Source organism: Sulfitobacter sp. M22 (assembly GCF_021736025.1).
GTDB classification, from domain to species: domain Bacteria; phylum Pseudomonadota; class Alphaproteobacteria; order Rhodobacterales; family Rhodobacteraceae; genus Sulfitobacter; species Sulfitobacter litoralis.
Genome location: NZ_WMEC01000001.1, coordinates 788,323 through 805,319, shown reverse-complemented (window position 1 = coordinate 805,319; position 16,997 = coordinate 788,323). Strand labels below are relative to the sequence as shown.

The following is a 16,997-nucleotide window of genomic DNA, read 5'->3' as shown; positions in this document are numbered from 1 at the left end:
TCTTACTCCACATTCTGCACTTGTTCGCGCATCTGGTCTATCACCGCCTTCAATGCCAGCCCGATCTGGGTCAGCGCGGTGTTTTGTGCCTTGGCGCACAGCGTGTTAGCCTCGCGGTTGAACTCCTGCATCAGGAAATCCAGCTTGCGCCCCACGGCCCCGTCCTGCGCAAGCAAGGCGCGGGCGGCATCCACATGGGCGTGCAGGCGGTCGATCTCTTCGGTGATATCGGATTTGACCGCGATCAGCGCCAGTTCCTGCGCCAGCCGGTCGGCATCCACGCCTTCAGCATTGTCCAGCACCCGTGCAAGATTGCGCTGGAGCGTCAGTGACACCTCTTTCTTGCGTGTCTGTGCCTGTGTTGCCGCTTGTGCTGTCAAATCCGCGACCTCTGACAACTGTGCCTCTAGCACCCGCGCCAAGGCCGCCCCTTCACGCGCGCGCATGGCGTTGAAGTCTTCAACCACCGCAGGGAACTCGGCCAGCAGCGTCGCACAAAGGGCCGCCGCGTCATCCACCGTCGTCGCCTGTTCCAGCACGCCGCGCATGGTTACGATGTCCGTCGCTTTGGACGGCGCCAGCGAGATACCCGCGTCCATCGCGCGTGCTTCGATCTGGTGCAGGGCGTCTAAAACGGTTTCAAGCTGATCTGCGTTCACCGTCAATGCGCCGCCGCCATCCTCGCGCGTTATCCGCAGATTGCAGGTGACATTGCCACGGGCGATGGCAGTGGTCAGTTGTTTGCGCAGACCTGCCTCGAGCCCGTCGACCCAGTCCGGCACACGCAGTCGCAGATCAAGCCCCTTGCCGTTGACCGACCGGAGTTCCCAGCCCCAGCTATGCGGGCCGGACGCCCCACTTGCCGAAGCAAAACCCGTCATCGAACGTATCATGGCATGGTCCTTGTCGATTGCGATCTTTGCGCGCCTTAAAAGCGAAAGAACCAAATGGGGCAAGTAAAAAGCCATTCCCCGTCCGCTGGTGGGTTTTGGTAGGCTGATGTGCACGCTTTAATTCTGCGCGAAGCTTAATGGTCTATTAACCAAGTTTACTGTTTTATCTACAAACCACCGCTAATTTGACTAAACCCTTTGGAATTCTCCTGGCACCGCACTGCCGACACTTCGACCGCGACGATTGCAAAAAGGCTATTTCATGACACATCTTCCCCCTTTGGGCGACCACCCCCAAGTCGTACCACGTCGCAGGATGCCGCCGTTTTCCCCTGCAATGTCCGAGGTGCAGGCCTATTGGCAGGGGCTATGCCGTGGTCAGCCGGTTCCGTTCCGGTCCCAGGTCGACCCCTCCGAAATTGCCAGCCTGCTGGATCGTGCCTTTGTGCTTGAGCGAAAACGATCCGAGGTCGCCCGCTTTCGCATTGCGGGATCCTATCTATGCGATGCTATGGCGATGGACCTGCGCGGGATGCCAATGATTTCGCTGTTCGCCCCGTCCGAGAGACGCCGGTGCAGTGATTGGCTTGATCAGATCCTCGCACAGCCCGCAATCGGGGAAATGACGCTCATCGGTCAGGACGCCACTGTTCATGCCCGGATGCTGGTGCTGCCGTTGCGCAGCGACATGGGTCAAATCGACCGGATTCTTGGTTGCCTGGAGTCTACGTCAAATGCCAGCGCATACCCGGGCTTCTATAAAATTGGTGATCTGGCCACCACCGCGATCCCACGCCCCCCACGGGCCTATCTGACCCGCGATACCTGCGCGACTGCCACCGATGGGTTTGCCAACGCCGGTGTCGGTTACACCACGCAGGGCCCGCGCGCCCGTCCGTCTTATCTGAGGCTGGTCAAGTCTGACGTTTAGGAACAATCAGGACCGCCAAGCCTTCTGATCAATGAAAAAGGCCGCGCATCTGCTCTGCACGGCCTTTAATTTTTTCAATGTCTGCAGTGCTTAACCGACCGCTTTAACCTGCTGGCTGGACCGGCGTGCCGAAAGCTCCTCCGCAACGAGGAACGCAAGTTCAAGCGACTGACTGGCATTCAAACGCGGGTCGCAGGCGGTGTGGTAGCGATCTGACAGGTCTTCGTCCTGCACGGCGCGTACACCGCCGGTGCATTCGGTCACATCCTGTCCCGTCATCTCGAAATGCACGCCACCGGGTACTGTGCCTTCGGCCGCATGAACCGCAAAGAACTCGCGCACTTCACGCAGCACGGAATCAAACGGACGGGTTTTATAGCCACTCGAGGATTTAATCGTGTTGCCGTGCATCGCGTCGCAGGTCCAGACGACATTCGCGCCCTCTTCCTGCACGGTTTTGATCAAACGCGGCAGGTGTTCGCCGACATTGCCGGCCCCGAAACGCGCGATCAGGGTCAGACGGCCCTCTTCGTTTTCAGGGTTCAGCTTGTGCATCAACAGCTTGAGGTCGTCGCTGGTCATGGTCGGGCCGCACTTCAGGCCGATGGGGTTCTGCACGCCGCGGGCAAATTCCACATGCGCGCCGTCGGGTTGACGGGTGCGGTCGCCGATCCAGATCATGTGACCGGAACCCGCCAGCCATTTGCCGGTCTGGCTGTCCTGACGGCACAGCGCCTCTTCGTATTCCAACAGCAGCGATTCATGGCTGGTATAATATTCCACCGATTGCAGCGTATGCGCCGTCTCGGACGTGACACCAGCCGCCGCCATGAAATCAAGCGTGTCTGAAATGCGGTTCGCAATCTCGCGGTATTTCTCTGCTTTTTCGCTTTCGGTAAAGCCCAGGGTCCAGCCGTGCACCTGATGCACGTCCGCATACCCACCGGTCGAGAACGCACGGATCAGGTTCAATGTCGCTGCAGCCTGCGTGTAGGCGCGCAGCATCTTTTTGGGGTCCGGAATACGCGCCTCTGGGGTAAAGGCGAGCTCGTTGATGATGTCACCACGGTAGCTTGGCAGCTCTAGGCCATCAACGGTCTCTGTCGCTGCGGAACGCGGCTTGGCAAATTGGCCTGCCATCCGGCCAAGTTTGATCACTGGCACTTTCGCACCATGCGTCAGCACAATCGCCATCTGCAACATCACCTTGAAGGTGTCGCGGATCATGTCGCTGCTGAATTGCTCAAAGCTTTCGGCACAATCGCCCCCCTGCAGCAAGAACGCCTCGCCGCGACCGGCAGCCGCCAGATGCTTTTTAAGCCGCCGCGCTTCGCCGGCGAAAACCAACAATGGATAACGGGACAATTCAGCCTCGACCGCGCGCAGCGCGTCCTGATCAGGATAGTCGGGCATCTGGATCCGCGGTTTGTCGCGCCAGCTTGATTTTGTCCAATCGGTCATCATTTTTCTCCGAAGTCCGCAGCGCCCAGAGTGACGGGCGCAAAGAAGGTGAATGTGTGGTATATAAAGATCAGGCTCAAGTGACCAGAACCGAAATTCAACCTATTGACCTTCGCCGCCGGTCATGGCCAAGTTTTCGGCAGGTTTTTGAGGGCATCGCCCACTTTGCCCTCATAAATAGCCCAAACCTGAAAGGCTGCGTGATGACTGACACCCGTCTGGCCAACCGCTTTCCCACTGACGCAGAAAAGACACGCCGGTTTGTCTTTGTGTTGTTGGAAGATTTTACACTGCTGAGCTTTGCTTCGGCGGTCGAATGCTTGCGGATCGCTAACCGTATGTCCGGGCGCACGGCCTATGACTGGCGCCTAATCGGCGAAGACGGCGGACGCGTGCGCTGTTCGGCGGGGGCGGAATACACGCTGGACGGCAGTCTGGATGAACTGCGCCGCGAAGATACGTTGGTTGTGTGCAGTGGTATCAACGTGCAGGCAGCGACCACTAAGAAGCTATTGGGCTGGCTACGCCGCGAAGCCCGCAAGGGCATGATGGTCGGTGGTCTGTGTACCGCCGCATTTACGCTGGCCAAAGCCGGTTTGCTGGACGGTAAAAAGGCCACGATCCACTGGGAAAACCAGGACAGCTTTAGTGAGGATTTCGAGGACGTGATCCTGACTAAGTCCGTCTTTGTGGTAGACGGGAACCGAATGACAACTGCCGGTGGGACGTCGTCGATCGATCTGATGCTCAAGCTGATTGCCGATGATCTGGGCGAGGATCTGGCGAATGCGGTTGCTGACCAATTGATCTATAGCTCCATTCGGACCGACCAAGACACGCAGCGTCTGTCCGTGCCGACGCGCATTGGCGTGCGCCACCCCAAACTCGGGCAGGTCATCCAGATGATGGAGGCCAATATCGAAGAGCCGATCAGCCCTTCGTCGCTCGCGCGTGATGTAGGCATGTCCACGCGGCAGCTGGAGCGCCTCTTCCGTCGGTATCTAAGCCGCAGCCCCAAGCGTTATTACATGGAGCTACGTCTGCAAAAATCCCGCAACCTGCTGATGCAAACCGATATGAGCGTGATCAATGTCGCACTGGCTTGTGGCTTTGCATCCCCGTCGCATTTCTCAAAGTGCTACCGTGCACATTATGATACGACACCCTATCGTGAACGCGGATCACATGCGGCCAGGCCGGTCGCCTAATCTGTGCCGATCCGGTAGACTGCGCCGTTCCCGACCGAGATGAACCAAATCGCGCCGTCCGGTGCTTCGACAATGTCGCGCACGCGGGCGGTTTCGGGGGTTTTGATCTGGGCGACCTCACGCAGCGGATCCCCCTTAAGGCGCGCGATGTAGTTGAACTTGAGCGACCCCACCAAGATATCACCGCGCCAGTCCGGAAACATCTTGCCAGAATAGACCAGCAACCCCGAAGGGGCGATGGACGGGTCCCAGTAGTATGCGGGCTGTTCCATCCCTTCTTTCGTAGTGCCTTCGCCTATTTTCGCACCGGAGTAGTGCCGCCCGTACGAAATCACAGGCCAGCCATAATTCGCGCCCCTGCGCACGGCGTTAACCTCGTCTCCGCCGCGCGCACCGTGCTCTGACACCCAAAGCTTCCCGCTCGGGTCAAGCCCCGCCCCTTGCGGGTTGCGATGCCCGTAGGACCAGATTTCCGGCAGCACGCCGTCGCGCCCGATAAAGGGATTGTCCTGCGGCACGCTCCCGTCGCGGTTCACGCGAACGACTGATCCGTTGTGCTGGCCCAGATCCTGCGCCGCCGGTCGGTCGCCGCGCTCGCCGATGGTGACAAACAGTGTCCCGTCACGCGCTTCTACGACGCGGCTGCCAAAGTGCTGCCCCTTGGACGATCCCCGCGACATGCTGAACAGATCACGCAAATTTTCCAACCGACTGCCATCTGGCGAGAGCTCAGCGGCGGCGAGCGCGGTACCGGCCCCGCCGTCAAGCGCCTTGGCATAGGTAAGGAAAACGGTCCGGGTCGTGTCGAAGTCGCGCGCGAGGGTGATATCAAGCAAACCACCCTGCCCTGAATCCACAACCTGCGGCGTGCCCGCGACCTCATAGATGGTACCCTCACGGGCGCGCAGCAATCGACCATCGCGTTCAGTGATAAGCACGTCACCTTGGGGGAGCACCGCCAACGCCCATGGCGTATCCAGCCCTGATACCCGCTGTTCGATCGTCATTTCTTGCGCAAAGACGTATGGCGCCCCAAAGACCACCGCGCCCAACGACAACGCCAACACCCGTTTCACAACCCTGCGGATCATGGCTTTCTCCTGATACACCCCGTTGATGTAAAGCTAGAGCATGCAGCGCTATGATCCACATCGTCTTGCGCCAGTTTACCTATGGATAACGCTTTTCTTTTCTCAAATCGGCGCATAGGTTTTTTTGCAGAACACGATGTTCAACAGGGAGAATAATATGAAAAAGATGCTTATGGCCACAACGGCTGCAGCATTGCTGGCCACCAATGCCTATGCCGATGCACACAGCAAAGATGTGAAGCTCGGCGTGATCTTTGGTTTCACCGGCCCGATTGAATCGCTGACCGGTATCATGGCGGAAAGCGCCGAGCTTGCCATGAAAGAAGTCACCGACAGCGGCATGCTGATGGATGGGGCCACGGTTTCGGCCTCGCGCGCTGACACGGGCTGCGTGGACAACGCGCTTGCGGTGTCCAGCGCTGAACGTCTGATCTCCGAAGGGATCAACGGCATTGTGGGCGCGGCTTGCTCTGGCGTGACTGGTGCGGTCTTGCAAAACGCGGCCTTGCCAAACGGGATGGTGATGATCTCGCCCTCCGCCACGTCCCCCGGCCTGACATCGATGGACGACGACGGTCTGTTCTTCCGCACCGCGCCTTCGGACGCCCGTCAGGGTGAAGTCATGGCCGACGTGCTGATGGAAGAAGGCATCAAGCAGGTCGCAGTCACCTATACCAACAATGACTACGGCAAGGGATTGGCGGACGCATTCCAGCAGGCCTATGAAGCCGCTGGCGGTACGATCACCATTTCGGCGGCCCACGAAGATGGCAAGGCCGATTACTCTGCTGAAGTTGGCGCGCTGGCCTCTGCCGGTGGCGACCGTCTTGTTGTGGCGGGTTATGTCGATCAGGGCGGCTCTGGCCTCGTGCGTGCAGCTATCGATTCCGGTGCGTTCGACACATTCCACTTCCCCGACGGGATGATCGCGGCGAACCTTGAAAATAACTTCGGCACCGAGCTGGACGGCTCGACCGGCCAACACCCCGGCACCGACAGCCCCGGCGCTGACAAATTCACCGCGCTTGTCGACGGTGCGTTTGATACGACATCGCCTTTCGCTCCTGAAAGCTATGATGCAACCGCGCTGTTGATGTTGGCGATGCAGGCCGCGGGCTCCACAGATCCGCAAGTCTATAAGGATCAGATCATGTCTGTGGCCAATGCCCCCGGCGAAAAGATCTATCCCGGCGAACTGGGCAAAGCGCTTCAGATCCTCAAGGACGGTGGCGAAGTCGATTATGACGGCGCAACTGCGGTGGAGCTGATCGGACCCGGCGAATCTGCTGGCAGCTACCGTCAGATCAAGATCGAAGGCGGCAAAATCACGACGGTTCAATACCGCTAACATCGCATAACATGACAGAAAACAGCCCGCTGCACTGCAGCCGGGCTGTTTTTGCAACGGGGCTTGGGCTCTGCACGGGGAGACATAGTAATGATCGTCGTAGACGACATCCATAAACATTTCGGCGGGTTTCACGCCGTGGACGGTGCCAATCTGACCATTGGCAAAGGCACGATCACCGGCTTGATCGGCCCGAACGGTGCGGGAAAAACCACGCTGTTCAACGTCATCGCCGGCGTGCTTAAGCCCACGTCGGGCCGTGTAACCATGGACGGCGAGGATATCACCGGCCTGCCCCCGCATACGCTGTTTCACAAGGGGTTGCTGCGGACCTTCCAGATCGCCCATGAATTTTCATCCATGAGCTGCCGCGAGAACCTGATGATGGTACCCGGTGATCAGGTCGGCGAAACGCTGTGGAACACATGGTTCGGACGCAAGCGCATCGCAGATCAGGAACGCGCCCTGCGCGCCAAGGCGGACGAGGTGCTCGAGTTTTTGACGGTCGAACATCTGGCCGAGCAAAAGGCGGGGCAGATCTCGGGCGGTCAGAAAAAGCTGCTAGAGCTGGGGCGGACCATGATGGTCGACGCGAAAATCGTGTTTCTGGACGAAGTCGGTGCCGGCGTGAACCGCACGCTGCTGAACACCATCGGCGACGCGATCATCCGCCTGAACCAAGAACGCGGCTATACCTTCGTCGTCATCGAACACGACATGGATTTTATTGGCCGCTTGTGTGATCCGGTGATCTGTATGGCCGAGGGCAAAGTTCTGGCCCAAGGCACCCTGCCCGAAATCAAAGCAAACGAGCAAGTGATCGAGGCCTATCTGGGCACCGGGCTCAAGAACAAGGCTGTGTCTGCATGAGACGCCCGCGGGCTGCATCGCCCCTCTGCGCGGGACTGGCCCTGCCGCAGACAGCAGCGGTTTGGACAGGCAAAAATTCCTGTGACGCGACGGTCCCCTGTGGCGGCCTTGATACCGAAAGAAAGAAACTGACATGAGCAACCCATATGGCGATCGGGGCAACAAGGACCTATCGATCGCGAACCCCAAAGGCCAAGGCACCGCGCAACCTGTCAAAACCGGCGGCAAGAGCCACCCCGCGCCGGGCGGGCCGTTCTTGATCGGTGACACGATGACGGGTGGCTATGGCAAGGGCCCAGATATTCTGCACGGCTGTACAATCGCTGTCGAAAAAGGCGAGATCGCGGTTATCGTCGGTCCCAATGGCGCGGGCAAGTCCACCGCGATGAAAGCCGTGTTCGGCATGCTGGATGTCCGACAGGGTCATGTGCGTCTGGACGGCGAAGACATCACCGCGCTGTCACCGCAGGACCGTGTGGCCAAGGGCATGGGCTTTGTGCCGCAAACCTCGAATATTTTCACCTCGATGACCGTCGAAGAAAACCTCGAGATGGGGGCCTTCATCCGCCGCGATGATTTCCGCGATACGATGGCTCAAGTCTATGACCTGTTCCCGATCCTCAAGGAAAAACGCTATCAGCCAGCGGGTGAGCTGTCGGGCGGCCAACGTCAGCAGGTGGCCGTGGGTCGCGCGCTGATGACCCAGCCCAAAGTTCTGATGCTGGACGAACCTACCGCCGGTGTCTCGCCGATCGTGATGGACGAGTTGTTTGACCGTATCATCGAGGTTGCCCGCACCGGCATTCCGATCCTGATGGTTGAACAGAACGCCCGTCAGGCGCTCGAGATCGCGGATAAGGGATATGTTCTGGTGCAAGGGGCGAACGCCTTTACTGGTACAGGCAAAGAGCTTTTGGAAGATCCCGAAGTTCGCAAATCTTTTCTGGGGGGTTAAGCGATGCGATGGACCCTTCCTCTGGCTCTTGTAGCCTTTGCAGAACCCGCCTTAGCACAGGAAAGCACCGACGCGGCACCGCCTGCCCCAGCGGCCGGCACTGTTTCAACAACACCGCCAGAGCCGTTTCAGCAAACCATCGCCATCGGCTGCCGCTTTGTCTGGGAGTGCGTCGAAAACGAACCCTGTACAGAGACAGAGTTCTCCCCCGACGTCACCGGCACCGCAGGCGGCGCATCTGCTGATGCGCTGGCGGTTCAATCACAAATGGTCAGCGACGCCGAAACCGTCACGCTGACTGGCACGAAACAGGATAAGGCGCTGTCCCTGACGGGCGGTGGGTTTGACGCCCGCCACCTGCTTAGCATCGCCGCCGACGGGGCATCCCGTTACACCGTGCATTACGCTGATGGGCCTATCGCCATCAGCTATCTAGGGACATGCAAATAATGGACTTACTTAACGCTTTTGTCGCCTTGGCCAACTATGTGCTGGTCCCGGGCATTGCTTACGGGTCGCAACTGGCGCTTGGCGCGCTTGGGGTGACACTGGTTTACGGCATCTTGCGGTTCTCGAACTTTGCCCATGGCGACACCATGGCGCTTGGGGCCATGTCGGCGGTACTGATCACGTGGGGCTTCCAGTCGCTGGGGCTGAGCCTGGGGGTCTTACCGACCGCACTGCTGGCCCTGCCATTCGCGATCATCATCACCATCGGACTGCTGCTTGGCACCGACAAGCTGGTCTATAGCTTCTACCGCGAAAAGAAGGCCAAGCCGGTGATTTTCGTCATCGTCTCGCTGGGGGTGACTTTCGTCTACAATGGCATCACCCGCTTCATCATCGGCGCAGAGGATCAACGCTTTTTGGATGGGGAACGTTTCATCATCTCGGCGCGGGACTTCAAAGAGATGACCGGTCTCGAAGAAGGGCTGGCGATCAAAACCACCCAAGGGCTGACGGTTGTTACGGCTGTCATCGTCGTTGCCGCGCTTTTTTGGTTCTTGAACAAGACGCGGTCGGGCAAATCCATGCGCGCCTATTCCGACAACGAAGATCTGGCGCTGCTGTCGGGCATCAACCCTGAACGGGTGGTCATGATCACATGGATCATCGTCGCCTGCCTCGCGACCACCGCGGGCGTGCTTTACGGGTTGGACAAGTCCTTCAAACCCTTCACCTATTTCCAACTGTTGCTGCCGATTTTCGCCGCCGCCATCGTGGGCGGGCTTGGCAGCCCCATCGGAGCAATCGCAGGCGGTTTTGTCATCGCGTTTTCCGAGGTAACAATCACCTATGCGTGGAAGAAAGTGTTCGGCTACCTCGCGCCCGAGGGGCTTGCCCCCGACGGATTGGTCCAGCTTCTGTCCACCGACTATAAATTCGCCGTCAGCTTCGTGATCTTGTTGATCGTGTTGCTGTTCAAACCCACAGGTCTATTCAAGGGGCAATCGGTATGAACGAGACAGTCAAAAACACCGGCCTTTTCGCCATCGTCGCGGTTCTGATCGTACTGACCGGCGTGACCCAAAGCTGGAACGCCGCGCTGCTGATCATTGCGATGGGGCTGATTTCAAGCATCATGGCGCTTGGGGTAAACCTGCAATGGGGCTTTGCAGGACTTTTCAACGTGGGCATCATGGGGTTTGTGGCACTGGGTGGTCTCGCCGCTGTGCTGATTGGTATGCCCCCCTCCGAAGGGGCTTGGTCCGCGGGCGGCTGGGGCATTGTCGCCGCCTTGCTGACGGGGGCTGCGACGATCCTGCTGGCGGTTCAAGTGATGAAGCGCATGGCCAAGGGCTGGCTCCGCACGCTTCTCGTGCTGGCGGTTCTGGTCGGCGGCTTTTTCATCTTTCGCGCTCTGCTCGACCCTTCGGTCAGTGCGGTAGAGGCCGTGAGCCCCGCCACCACAGGTTATCTTGGCGGGCTTGGCCTACCGGTGATCTTTGCCTGGCCGGTTGGCGGGCTGTTGGCCGCCGGTGCTGCCTGGCTGATCGGAAAAACCGCGCTTGGGCTGCGGTCGGATTACCTTGCGATTGCCACCTTGGGCATCGCGGAAATCATCATCGCTGTGCTCAAGAACGAGGACTGGCTGTCGCGCGGCGTCAAGAATGTTATCGGCATCCCGCGCCCTGTGCCCTATGAGATCGACCTGCAAAACGACGCGGGTTTTGTGGCACAAGCGGCTGGCTTCGGGTTCAACCCTGTGGAAGCGTCGACGCTTTGGGTCAAGTTCTTGTACGTCTGCCTGTTCGCCGTGGTGCTGCTGGTGCTCATGTGGCTGAGCCAGCGGGCACTGAATTCGCCTTGGGGACGGATGCTGCGCGCGATCCGCGATAATGAAGTTGCCGCCGAAGCCATGGGCAAGGACGTTACCGCGCGGCATTTGCAGGTGTTCATCCTCGGCTCTGCCATCTGCGGCATCGCCGGGGCGATGATGACCACGCTGGATGGCCAGCTGACGCCCGGATCCTATCAGCCGCTGCGCTTTACCTTCCTGATCTGGGTGATGGTGATCGTCGGCGGGTCTGGCAATAATCTGGGGGCCGTGTTGGGGGGCTTTTTGATGTGGTATCTTTGGGTGATGGTAGAACCCATGGGGCTGTGGCTGATGCAGATGGTGACCGCGGGCATGTCCGATGGCTATTGGCTAAAAGACCATCTGATCGACTCCGCCGCCCATATGCGGTTGATGACAATGGGCGCAGTGCTGCTGCTGGTCCTTAGGTTCAGCCCGCGCGGATTGATCCCCGAGAAGTAAAAGAATAGGCCTTGTCCCCTGTGGGATAAGGCCTGCCTTCGGCGAGGATTTAGGTCCATTTGGAAGGGGCATCAGCGCCCTTTGAACAACCCGCCCAGAATACCACGCACAATGCGGCGGCCGGTTGTGCCCTTAAGCTCTTTGATCACCACGCTCGCGATGGCACCGCCGAAGCTGTCATCGCTTTTGGTCGTGCGTTTCGCCGTGGATCGTGTCACCCGTTTGCCAGCATAACGCCGCGCTGCGTTGAATTCACGCAGGGCTGGCGATGTGTCTTCGGCTTCCGCTTGTTCTTCGGCCTGTGCCGCTTCTTTCGCGGCATCCTCTGCCCGTTTGGCCAACATTTCGAAAGCCGAGGCGCGGTCGAGGCGGGTGTCGTATTTCCCAGCCATCGGGCTTTGCGCCATCAGGGCAGCGCGGGTGGCAGGATCAAGGGGGCCTAGCTGCGAGGACGGCGGACGGATCAAGGTCCGCTCGACCACACCGGGTATCCCCTTTTTCTGCAGCATCGACGTGACGGCTTCGCCCACGCCGACCTCGCGGATCGCTTCTTCGGTCTCGAAACGCGGATTGTCGCGGTAGGTTTGGGCGGCGAGACGCAGGTCTTTGCGGTCTCGGGCGGTAAAGGCGCGCAGGGCATGCTGGATACGGTTGCCCAACTGGCCAAGGATATCTTCGGGTACATCGGCGGGGTTTTGCGTGATGAAATACACCCCCACCCCTTTGGAGCGGATCAGACGCGCCACCTGTTCCACCTTATCTACCAGCGCTTTGGGGGCGTCATCAAACAGCAAATGTGCTTCGTCAAAAAAGAAAACAAGTTTGGGTTTCTCCGGATCGCCGACCTCGGGCAGTTCCTCGAAAAGTTCGGACAGCAGCCACAGCAGAAAGGTCGCATAAAGTTTTGGGGCTTGCATCAGCTTGTCAGCGGCGAGGATGTTGATAAAGCCGCGCCCGTCCGTGTCGGTCCGCATCAGATCGCTTAGCGCTAGCGCAGGTTCACCAAAAAGGTCAGCCGCCCCTTGGTTTTCAAGGACCAGGAGCCGCCGCTGGATCGCGCCCACGGACGCCGCAGACACATTGCCATAGCGCAGAGCCAGCGTAGACGCGTTCTTGCCGATCCAGACTAGCAGGGATTGCAAATCTTTCAGGTCCAGAAGCGGCAATCCGTCTTCGTCGGCGACACGAAAGGCGATGTTCAAAATGCCCTCTTGCGCCTCGGTCAGGTCCAACAGCTGCGCCAGCAGCAACGGGCCCATCTCCGAAATCGTCGTCCGGACGGGATGGCCCTGTTTGCCGTACATATCCCAGAAGGTCACAGGGAAAGCGCTGTAGTCGAAATCGTCAAAGCCGATGGTTTGCGCGCGCTCGGTAAAGGGGGTGTGCAACTTATGGCTGGCGGATCCGGCCTGCGCGAGGCCAGATAGATCGCCCTTTACGTCAGACAAGAAGACCGGCACCCCAGCCGCAGAGAAGCCTTCGGCCAGAATTTGCAACGTGACCGTTTTGCCCGTGCCCGTCGCCCCCGCGATCAGACCGTGACGGTTGGCATAGCCGATGTTGAGAAATTGTTTGGTCGCGTAGGCTTCGCCACCCCCGCCGATGAAAATATCATTTGTCACGTATTTAAGTCCTTTTAGGCCAATAGCCTTCAGTCAAAGTGCAGGGTGAGCATACAAACTTAACCTTTTCACACCATAGTGATTTTGTCGCCGATCGTGATGTCCTTTTCGTATCGGCGACACTTCCTCCCTGTCAGACTTGGCCGTGCCTTCGGGTACGGCCCTTTTTTCATTGTGGCCAAGTTTACCGGTCTGAAACGATTGTGAAATTTTATGTTGACGGTTCATCAATGCTTTCGTAACCTGCCCTTAATAGGTCGGCCAAGTCCGACGGGGAGAACGAAGAACAGGGAAAGGGGCGCTTTGCGCCCTTTTTTCTATTGCGCCCCCCAATGGGCCGCCTGCCGCCTTAACCCCCGATGAAATAGGCGAAATTTTGCCTTAAATCACGATCGTTTCACCGCTATCATCCTGACATTAGCGTTGGCGCATGGTAGATGGCGTCGAATTTAACTGATTTGGAACGAGCATGAAAAAGTATATCACACTTCTCCCTCTTTGCGCGGCGATGGCTCTGACTATGCCCGTTTCCGGTTACGCACAAACTGCAGCCACGGAAACACCCGCAGCAACAGACGCCCCGGAAACAACGGCACCGACTGCTGAAGCGGCCCCTGCGACCGAAGAGAACACCACCACCGGCAGCAGCACGGATGTGCAATCGCAGCTCAGCCTTGGTGAAGACTCTGACGGTGAGCCGACCCTTGGAAAGCCCTACACCAAAGAAGTGATCGGTGCGTGGGAAATGCGCTGCATCAAGACCGAAGAAGAGATCGACCCCTGCCAGATGTACCAGCTGATGGATGATGGCCAGGGCGCACCTGTTGCCGAATTCTCGCTGTTCCGTCTGCCAAGCGGCGGCAAGGCAACGGCAGGTGCAACGGTTGTTGTACCGTTGGAAACGGCCCTGCCCTCGCAAATGACACTGACCGTCGATGGGGGCAAAGCCCGCCGTTATCCTTTCGCGTTCTGTAACCCCGTTGGCTGCTATGTGCGCATGGGGCTGACCGATGCCGACGTTGCTGCATTCAAGCGCGGCAAGGAAGCGGTGATCACGATTGTGCCCGCGCTGGCCCCCGACCAGAAGGTTGAACTGGCATTGTCGCTTGACGGGTTCACAGCCAGCTTCGACAAATCCTCGATTGTTGAAAACAAGTAAGTCTTTGGGTGGTCATCTGGCCCCCCTGAGTTACAACAGCCGCCTCTGACCGAGGCGGCTTTTTTTATACGTCGACGTTTGGGTATTCTCGCGTGTTCAGATTGCGCGCAGGGCCAACACCGCGTTCATGCCGCCAAAGGCAAAAGCATTGGACAGCGCGACAGTGACACGCGAATCCCGTGCGATATTCGGCACAACGTCCAGCGCACAGTCGGGGTCGGGTTCTTCGTAGCCGATGGTCGGGGCGATCACCCCATCACGTAGCGCCATAATGCAGGCCAAAAGCTCTACCGCGCCGGTGCCACCGATCAAATGGCCGTGCATCGACTTGGTTGAGCTGATCATCAGCCTGTCCGCGTGGGTCCCAAAGACATCCGCTACCGCTGCGCATTCAGTCTTGTCATTGGCCATCGTACCGGTGCCGTGCGCGTTGATATAGCCTACCTCGTCAGGGTTGATCCGCGCGTCCTGCAGAGCGCCTTTGATGGCGCGTGCGGCCCCTGCCTTGGAGGGCATCACAATATCTGACGCGTCCGATGTCATTGCAAACCCTGACACCTCACACAGGATTTCTGCCCCTCGGGCACGCGCGTGGTCGTAGTCCTCGAATACAAAGATACCGGCCCCTTCGCCCTGCACCATCCCGTTCCGATTGGCCGAAAACGGGCGGCAGGCGTCGCGTGACATCACGCGCAGGCCTTCCCACGCTTTGACGCCGCCGAAACACAGCATGGATTCCGATCCCCCCGTGACCATGACCGGTGCCATACCGCTGCGGATCATTGAAAAGGCCTGCGCCATTGCGTGATTTGATGATGCGCAGGCGGTAGAGACGGTGAACGACGGCCCCTTGAGGCGATGCTCCATGCTGACGTGGCTGGCTGCGGCGTTGTTCATCAGACGTGGCACGACAAAGGGATGCACGCGGTTCTTTCCCTCGGCATAAACCGCGCGGTAGTTATCGTCCCACGTGCTCACCCCGCCGCCTGCCGTACCAAGCACCACGCCGGATTTTGCGGCAAGCTCGCCTTCGAAAACAAGCCCCGACTGGATAATCGCCTCGGAGGCCGCGGCCAGCGTGAATTGGGTGAACCGGTCATAGAGCGCAATTTTTTGGCGGTTGTGCTGGCTTTCACCGTCAAATCCGTGCACCTGCCCGCCGATCTGGATCGACAGCCGTTCCACGTCGCGAAACGCAAGCGGCCCAATACCACAAACCCCGTTGCGCATGGCCGCAAGCGTATCGGGCACGTTCAACCCCAGCGGATTGACCGTGCCCGCGCCCGTGATGACGACCCGTTTCACGCGTCAGGCCTGCTCGGCGCGCAGCCGTTCAACCCCTGCGACGATGCTCGCAACGCTAGAGATATCAAACCCCGTGGCGTCGGGCTGGTTCGCGTTGAACGGGACCGATACATCAAAGGTTTCTTCGATCGCAAAGATGCTTTCGACGATGCCCATGCTGTCGATGCCCAGACTGTCCAGTGTGCTGCTCATGCTCACGTCCGAGGGCGTCAGAAACGCTTGATCGGCGATGATGCTGATGACCTGATCTTTGATGTTCATCCTAAGTCTCCATCAGAGCGGGCCGCGGACGACCCTAGCTTGTTTCACTGTCTTTGGAGCTGCCCATCTGGGATTTTAACGCGGCCACATCGCGAAGCAAGCGCGGCAAGCGACGCAGCGCCTTGTAGCCTTCGATCTGCTTGCCCATTTCCGTCGCGGGATAGCCCAGCAAGGACCGGCCTGCTGGCGCGTTCGACAGGATCTTGGTGCCGCCACCCGCGATCACACCGTCGCCGATGGTGATGTTGTCGCTGACACCCACCTGACCGCCAAGCACGACATTATCGCCAATCGTCACCGAGCCCGCGATGCCAACCTGACCACAAAGCAGACAGTTCTTGCCCACCACAACGTTGTGGCCCAGATGCACGAGGTTATCGAGCTTGGTGCCGTCGCCAATCGTGGTGTTGCGAATGGTGCCGCTATCCACCGTGCAGTTCATCCCACATTCCACGTCATTCCCGATGGTCACACTTCCAAGCGTGTGAATACGGTTCCATTGTTGCGCTTTTGTGTCGCCGCGATCGCCAAGTGTCTTGCGGGTCTGCTCAACTGTGCTGGGTTCGGCTGTCACAAAGGAAAATCCGTCGCCGCCAATGCGCGCGCCTGGTTGTGCGATGAAATCGTCGCCGATGCGGACCCGAGCACCGATGCTGACATGATCCCGCAGATAGGCGCTCTTGCCCAGAACCGCGTCTGTTCCGATATAGCATTGCGGCCCGATGACAGAGCCAGCGCCAATCTGCGCACCTGCCGCCACAATGGCCAGCGGCCCTACAGATACATCGTCTGCCAGCTGTGCTGTCGGGTCAATGACGGCAGAGGGGTGGATACCCGTCCCAAAGCCCTGCCCCGGGTCCATCATGCGGGTCAGTCCCGACATGGCAAAACGCGGACGGTCAGGCAGGATCGCCGCCTTCAATCCCATCTCTTGCCAGTCGGCATCGGGCCAGAGCATAGCAGCACGCGCCGCGCCGTCTGACAGGGATTGCGCGTATTTGGGGCTCATGGCGAGCGCCAGATCGTCGGGACCCGCGTCGGCTGGCTCTGCCAATTTGGCAATCGAGATGGACGTATCGCCGACCGCTGGCAAGCCAAGCGCGTCGGCGATCTGTTGGATGGTATAAGTCAT

General features: G+C 59.1%; 16 protein-coding genes. 9 read left to right on the top strand and 7 right to left on the bottom strand.

The features are described 5' to 3' along the window. Positions 1 to 2 precede the first annotated feature (2 nt). Positions 3 to 893 carry a YicC/YloC family endoribonuclease gene (locus GLP52_RS04045; protein ID WP_093732365.1) on the bottom strand — a complete coding sequence of 297 codons (891 nt, stop codon included), beginning with the start codon at positions 891 to 893 and terminating at the stop codon, positions 3 to 5. A 262-nt stretch (positions 894 to 1,155) separates the two neighbouring features. Here GLP52_RS04045 and GLP52_RS04040 point away from each other — a divergent pair, with 262 nt between their 5' ends. Beyond that, positions 1,156 to 1,824, top strand: a complete 669-nt coding sequence (locus tag GLP52_RS04040; RefSeq protein ID WP_237271615.1) for a PAS domain-containing protein — start codon at positions 1,156 to 1,158, stop codon at positions 1,822 to 1,824. A 90-nt stretch (positions 1,825 to 1,914) separates the two neighbouring features. Here GLP52_RS04040 and GLP52_RS04035 read toward each other — a convergent pair whose 3' ends face one another. Further along, on the bottom strand, positions 1,915 to 3,285 hold the full coding sequence (locus GLP52_RS04035) for a class II 3-deoxy-7-phosphoheptulonate synthase (RefSeq protein ID WP_237271614.1): 1,371 nt from the start codon (positions 3,283 to 3,285) through the stop codon (positions 1,915 to 1,917). 203 nt (positions 3,286 to 3,488) lie between these two features. On the opposite strand from GLP52_RS04035, the gene GLP52_RS04030 reads away from it, so the two are divergent. Then, the gene (locus tag GLP52_RS04030; RefSeq protein WP_093732296.1) at positions 3,489 to 4,493 is read left to right on the top strand and encodes a GlxA family transcriptional regulator; all 1,005 of its coding nucleotides are present in this window, start codon (positions 3,489 to 3,491) and stop codon (positions 4,491 to 4,493) included. On the opposite strand, the gene GLP52_RS04025 is transcribed toward GLP52_RS04030, so the two are convergent. Then, positions 4,490 to 5,584 (bottom strand): PQQ-dependent sugar dehydrogenase, encoded by a 1,095-nt coding sequence (locus GLP52_RS04025; protein WP_237271613.1) that lies wholly within the window; start codon positions 5,582 to 5,584, stop codon positions 4,490 to 4,492. The genes GLP52_RS04030 and GLP52_RS04025 overlap by 4 nt on opposite strands. Before the next feature lie 157 nt (positions 5,585 to 5,741). Here GLP52_RS04025 and GLP52_RS04020 point away from each other — a divergent pair, with 157 nt between their 5' ends. The 6 genes from GLP52_RS04020 (at position 5,742) to GLP52_RS03995 (ending at position 11,518) form a co-directional block, all read left to right on the top strand. Beyond that, entirely contained in the window at positions 5,742 to 6,932 is a 1,191-nt protein-coding gene (locus GLP52_RS04020) for an ABC transporter substrate-binding protein (RefSeq protein WP_093732298.1), read from the top strand. 90 nt (positions 6,933 to 7,022) lie between these two features. After that, a complete protein-coding gene (locus tag GLP52_RS04015) occupies positions 7,023 to 7,802 on the top strand; it encodes an ABC transporter ATP-binding protein (RefSeq protein ID WP_237271612.1) in 780 nt (259 codons plus the stop codon). Positions 7,803 to 7,935: 133 nt separating this feature from the next. Then, complete coding sequence (locus tag GLP52_RS04010) at positions 7,936 to 8,757, top strand: ABC transporter ATP-binding protein (protein ID WP_093732300.1); 822 nt, start codon at positions 7,936 to 7,938, stop codon at positions 8,755 to 8,757. Between the two features lie 3 nt (positions 8,758 to 8,760). Beyond that, a complete protein-coding gene (locus tag GLP52_RS04005) occupies positions 8,761 to 9,207 on the top strand; it encodes a hypothetical protein (RefSeq protein ID WP_237271611.1) in 447 nt (148 codons plus the stop codon). Next, complete coding sequence (locus GLP52_RS04000; RefSeq protein ID WP_093732301.1) at positions 9,207 to 10,217, top strand: branched-chain amino acid ABC transporter permease; 1,011 nt, start codon at positions 9,207 to 9,209, stop codon at positions 10,215 to 10,217. The genes GLP52_RS04005 and GLP52_RS04000 overlap by 1 nt, the downstream gene beginning before the upstream one ends. Then, the gene (locus GLP52_RS03995) at positions 10,214 to 11,518 is read left to right on the top strand and encodes a branched-chain amino acid ABC transporter permease (RefSeq protein ID WP_237271610.1); all 1,305 of its coding nucleotides are present in this window, start codon (positions 10,214 to 10,216) and stop codon (positions 11,516 to 11,518) included. Before GLP52_RS04000 ends, GLP52_RS03995 begins: the two co-directional genes overlap by 4 nt. A gap of 71 nt (positions 11,519 to 11,589) precedes the next feature. Here GLP52_RS03995 and GLP52_RS03990 read toward each other — a convergent pair whose 3' ends face one another. Continuing rightward, the gene (locus GLP52_RS03990) at positions 11,590 to 13,140 is read right to left on the bottom strand and encodes a helicase HerA-like domain-containing protein (protein WP_093732303.1); all 1,551 of its coding nucleotides are present in this window, start codon (positions 13,138 to 13,140) and stop codon (positions 11,590 to 11,592) included. A gap of 469 nt (positions 13,141 to 13,609) precedes the next feature. On the opposite strand from GLP52_RS03990, the gene GLP52_RS03985 reads away from it, so the two are divergent. Continuing rightward, entirely contained in the window at positions 13,610 to 14,299 is a 690-nt protein-coding gene (locus GLP52_RS03985; protein WP_167354510.1) for an invasion associated locus B family protein, read from the top strand. Positions 14,300 to 14,395: 96 nt separating this feature from the next. Here GLP52_RS03985 and GLP52_RS03980 read toward each other — a convergent pair whose 3' ends face one another. From GLP52_RS03980 to lpxD, 3 genes are read right to left on the bottom strand one after another with little or no spacing between them, the layout of a single operon-like run. Then, positions 14,396 to 15,604 (bottom strand): beta-ketoacyl-[acyl-carrier-protein] synthase family protein, encoded by a 1,209-nt coding sequence (locus GLP52_RS03980; protein WP_237271609.1) that lies wholly within the window; start codon positions 15,602 to 15,604, stop codon positions 14,396 to 14,398. Positions 15,605 to 15,607: 3 nt separating this feature from the next. Then, positions 15,608 to 15,865 carry an acyl carrier protein gene (locus tag GLP52_RS03975; RefSeq protein ID WP_093732306.1) on the bottom strand — a complete coding sequence of 86 codons (258 nt, stop codon included), beginning with the start codon at positions 15,863 to 15,865 and terminating at the stop codon, positions 15,608 to 15,610. A gap of 34 nt (positions 15,866 to 15,899) precedes the next feature. Next, the gene (gene lpxD / locus GLP52_RS03970) at positions 15,900 to 16,997 is read right to left on the bottom strand and encodes a UDP-3-O-(3-hydroxymyristoyl)glucosamine N-acyltransferase (protein ID WP_093732307.1); all 1,098 of its coding nucleotides are present in this window, start codon (positions 16,995 to 16,997) and stop codon (positions 15,900 to 15,902) included.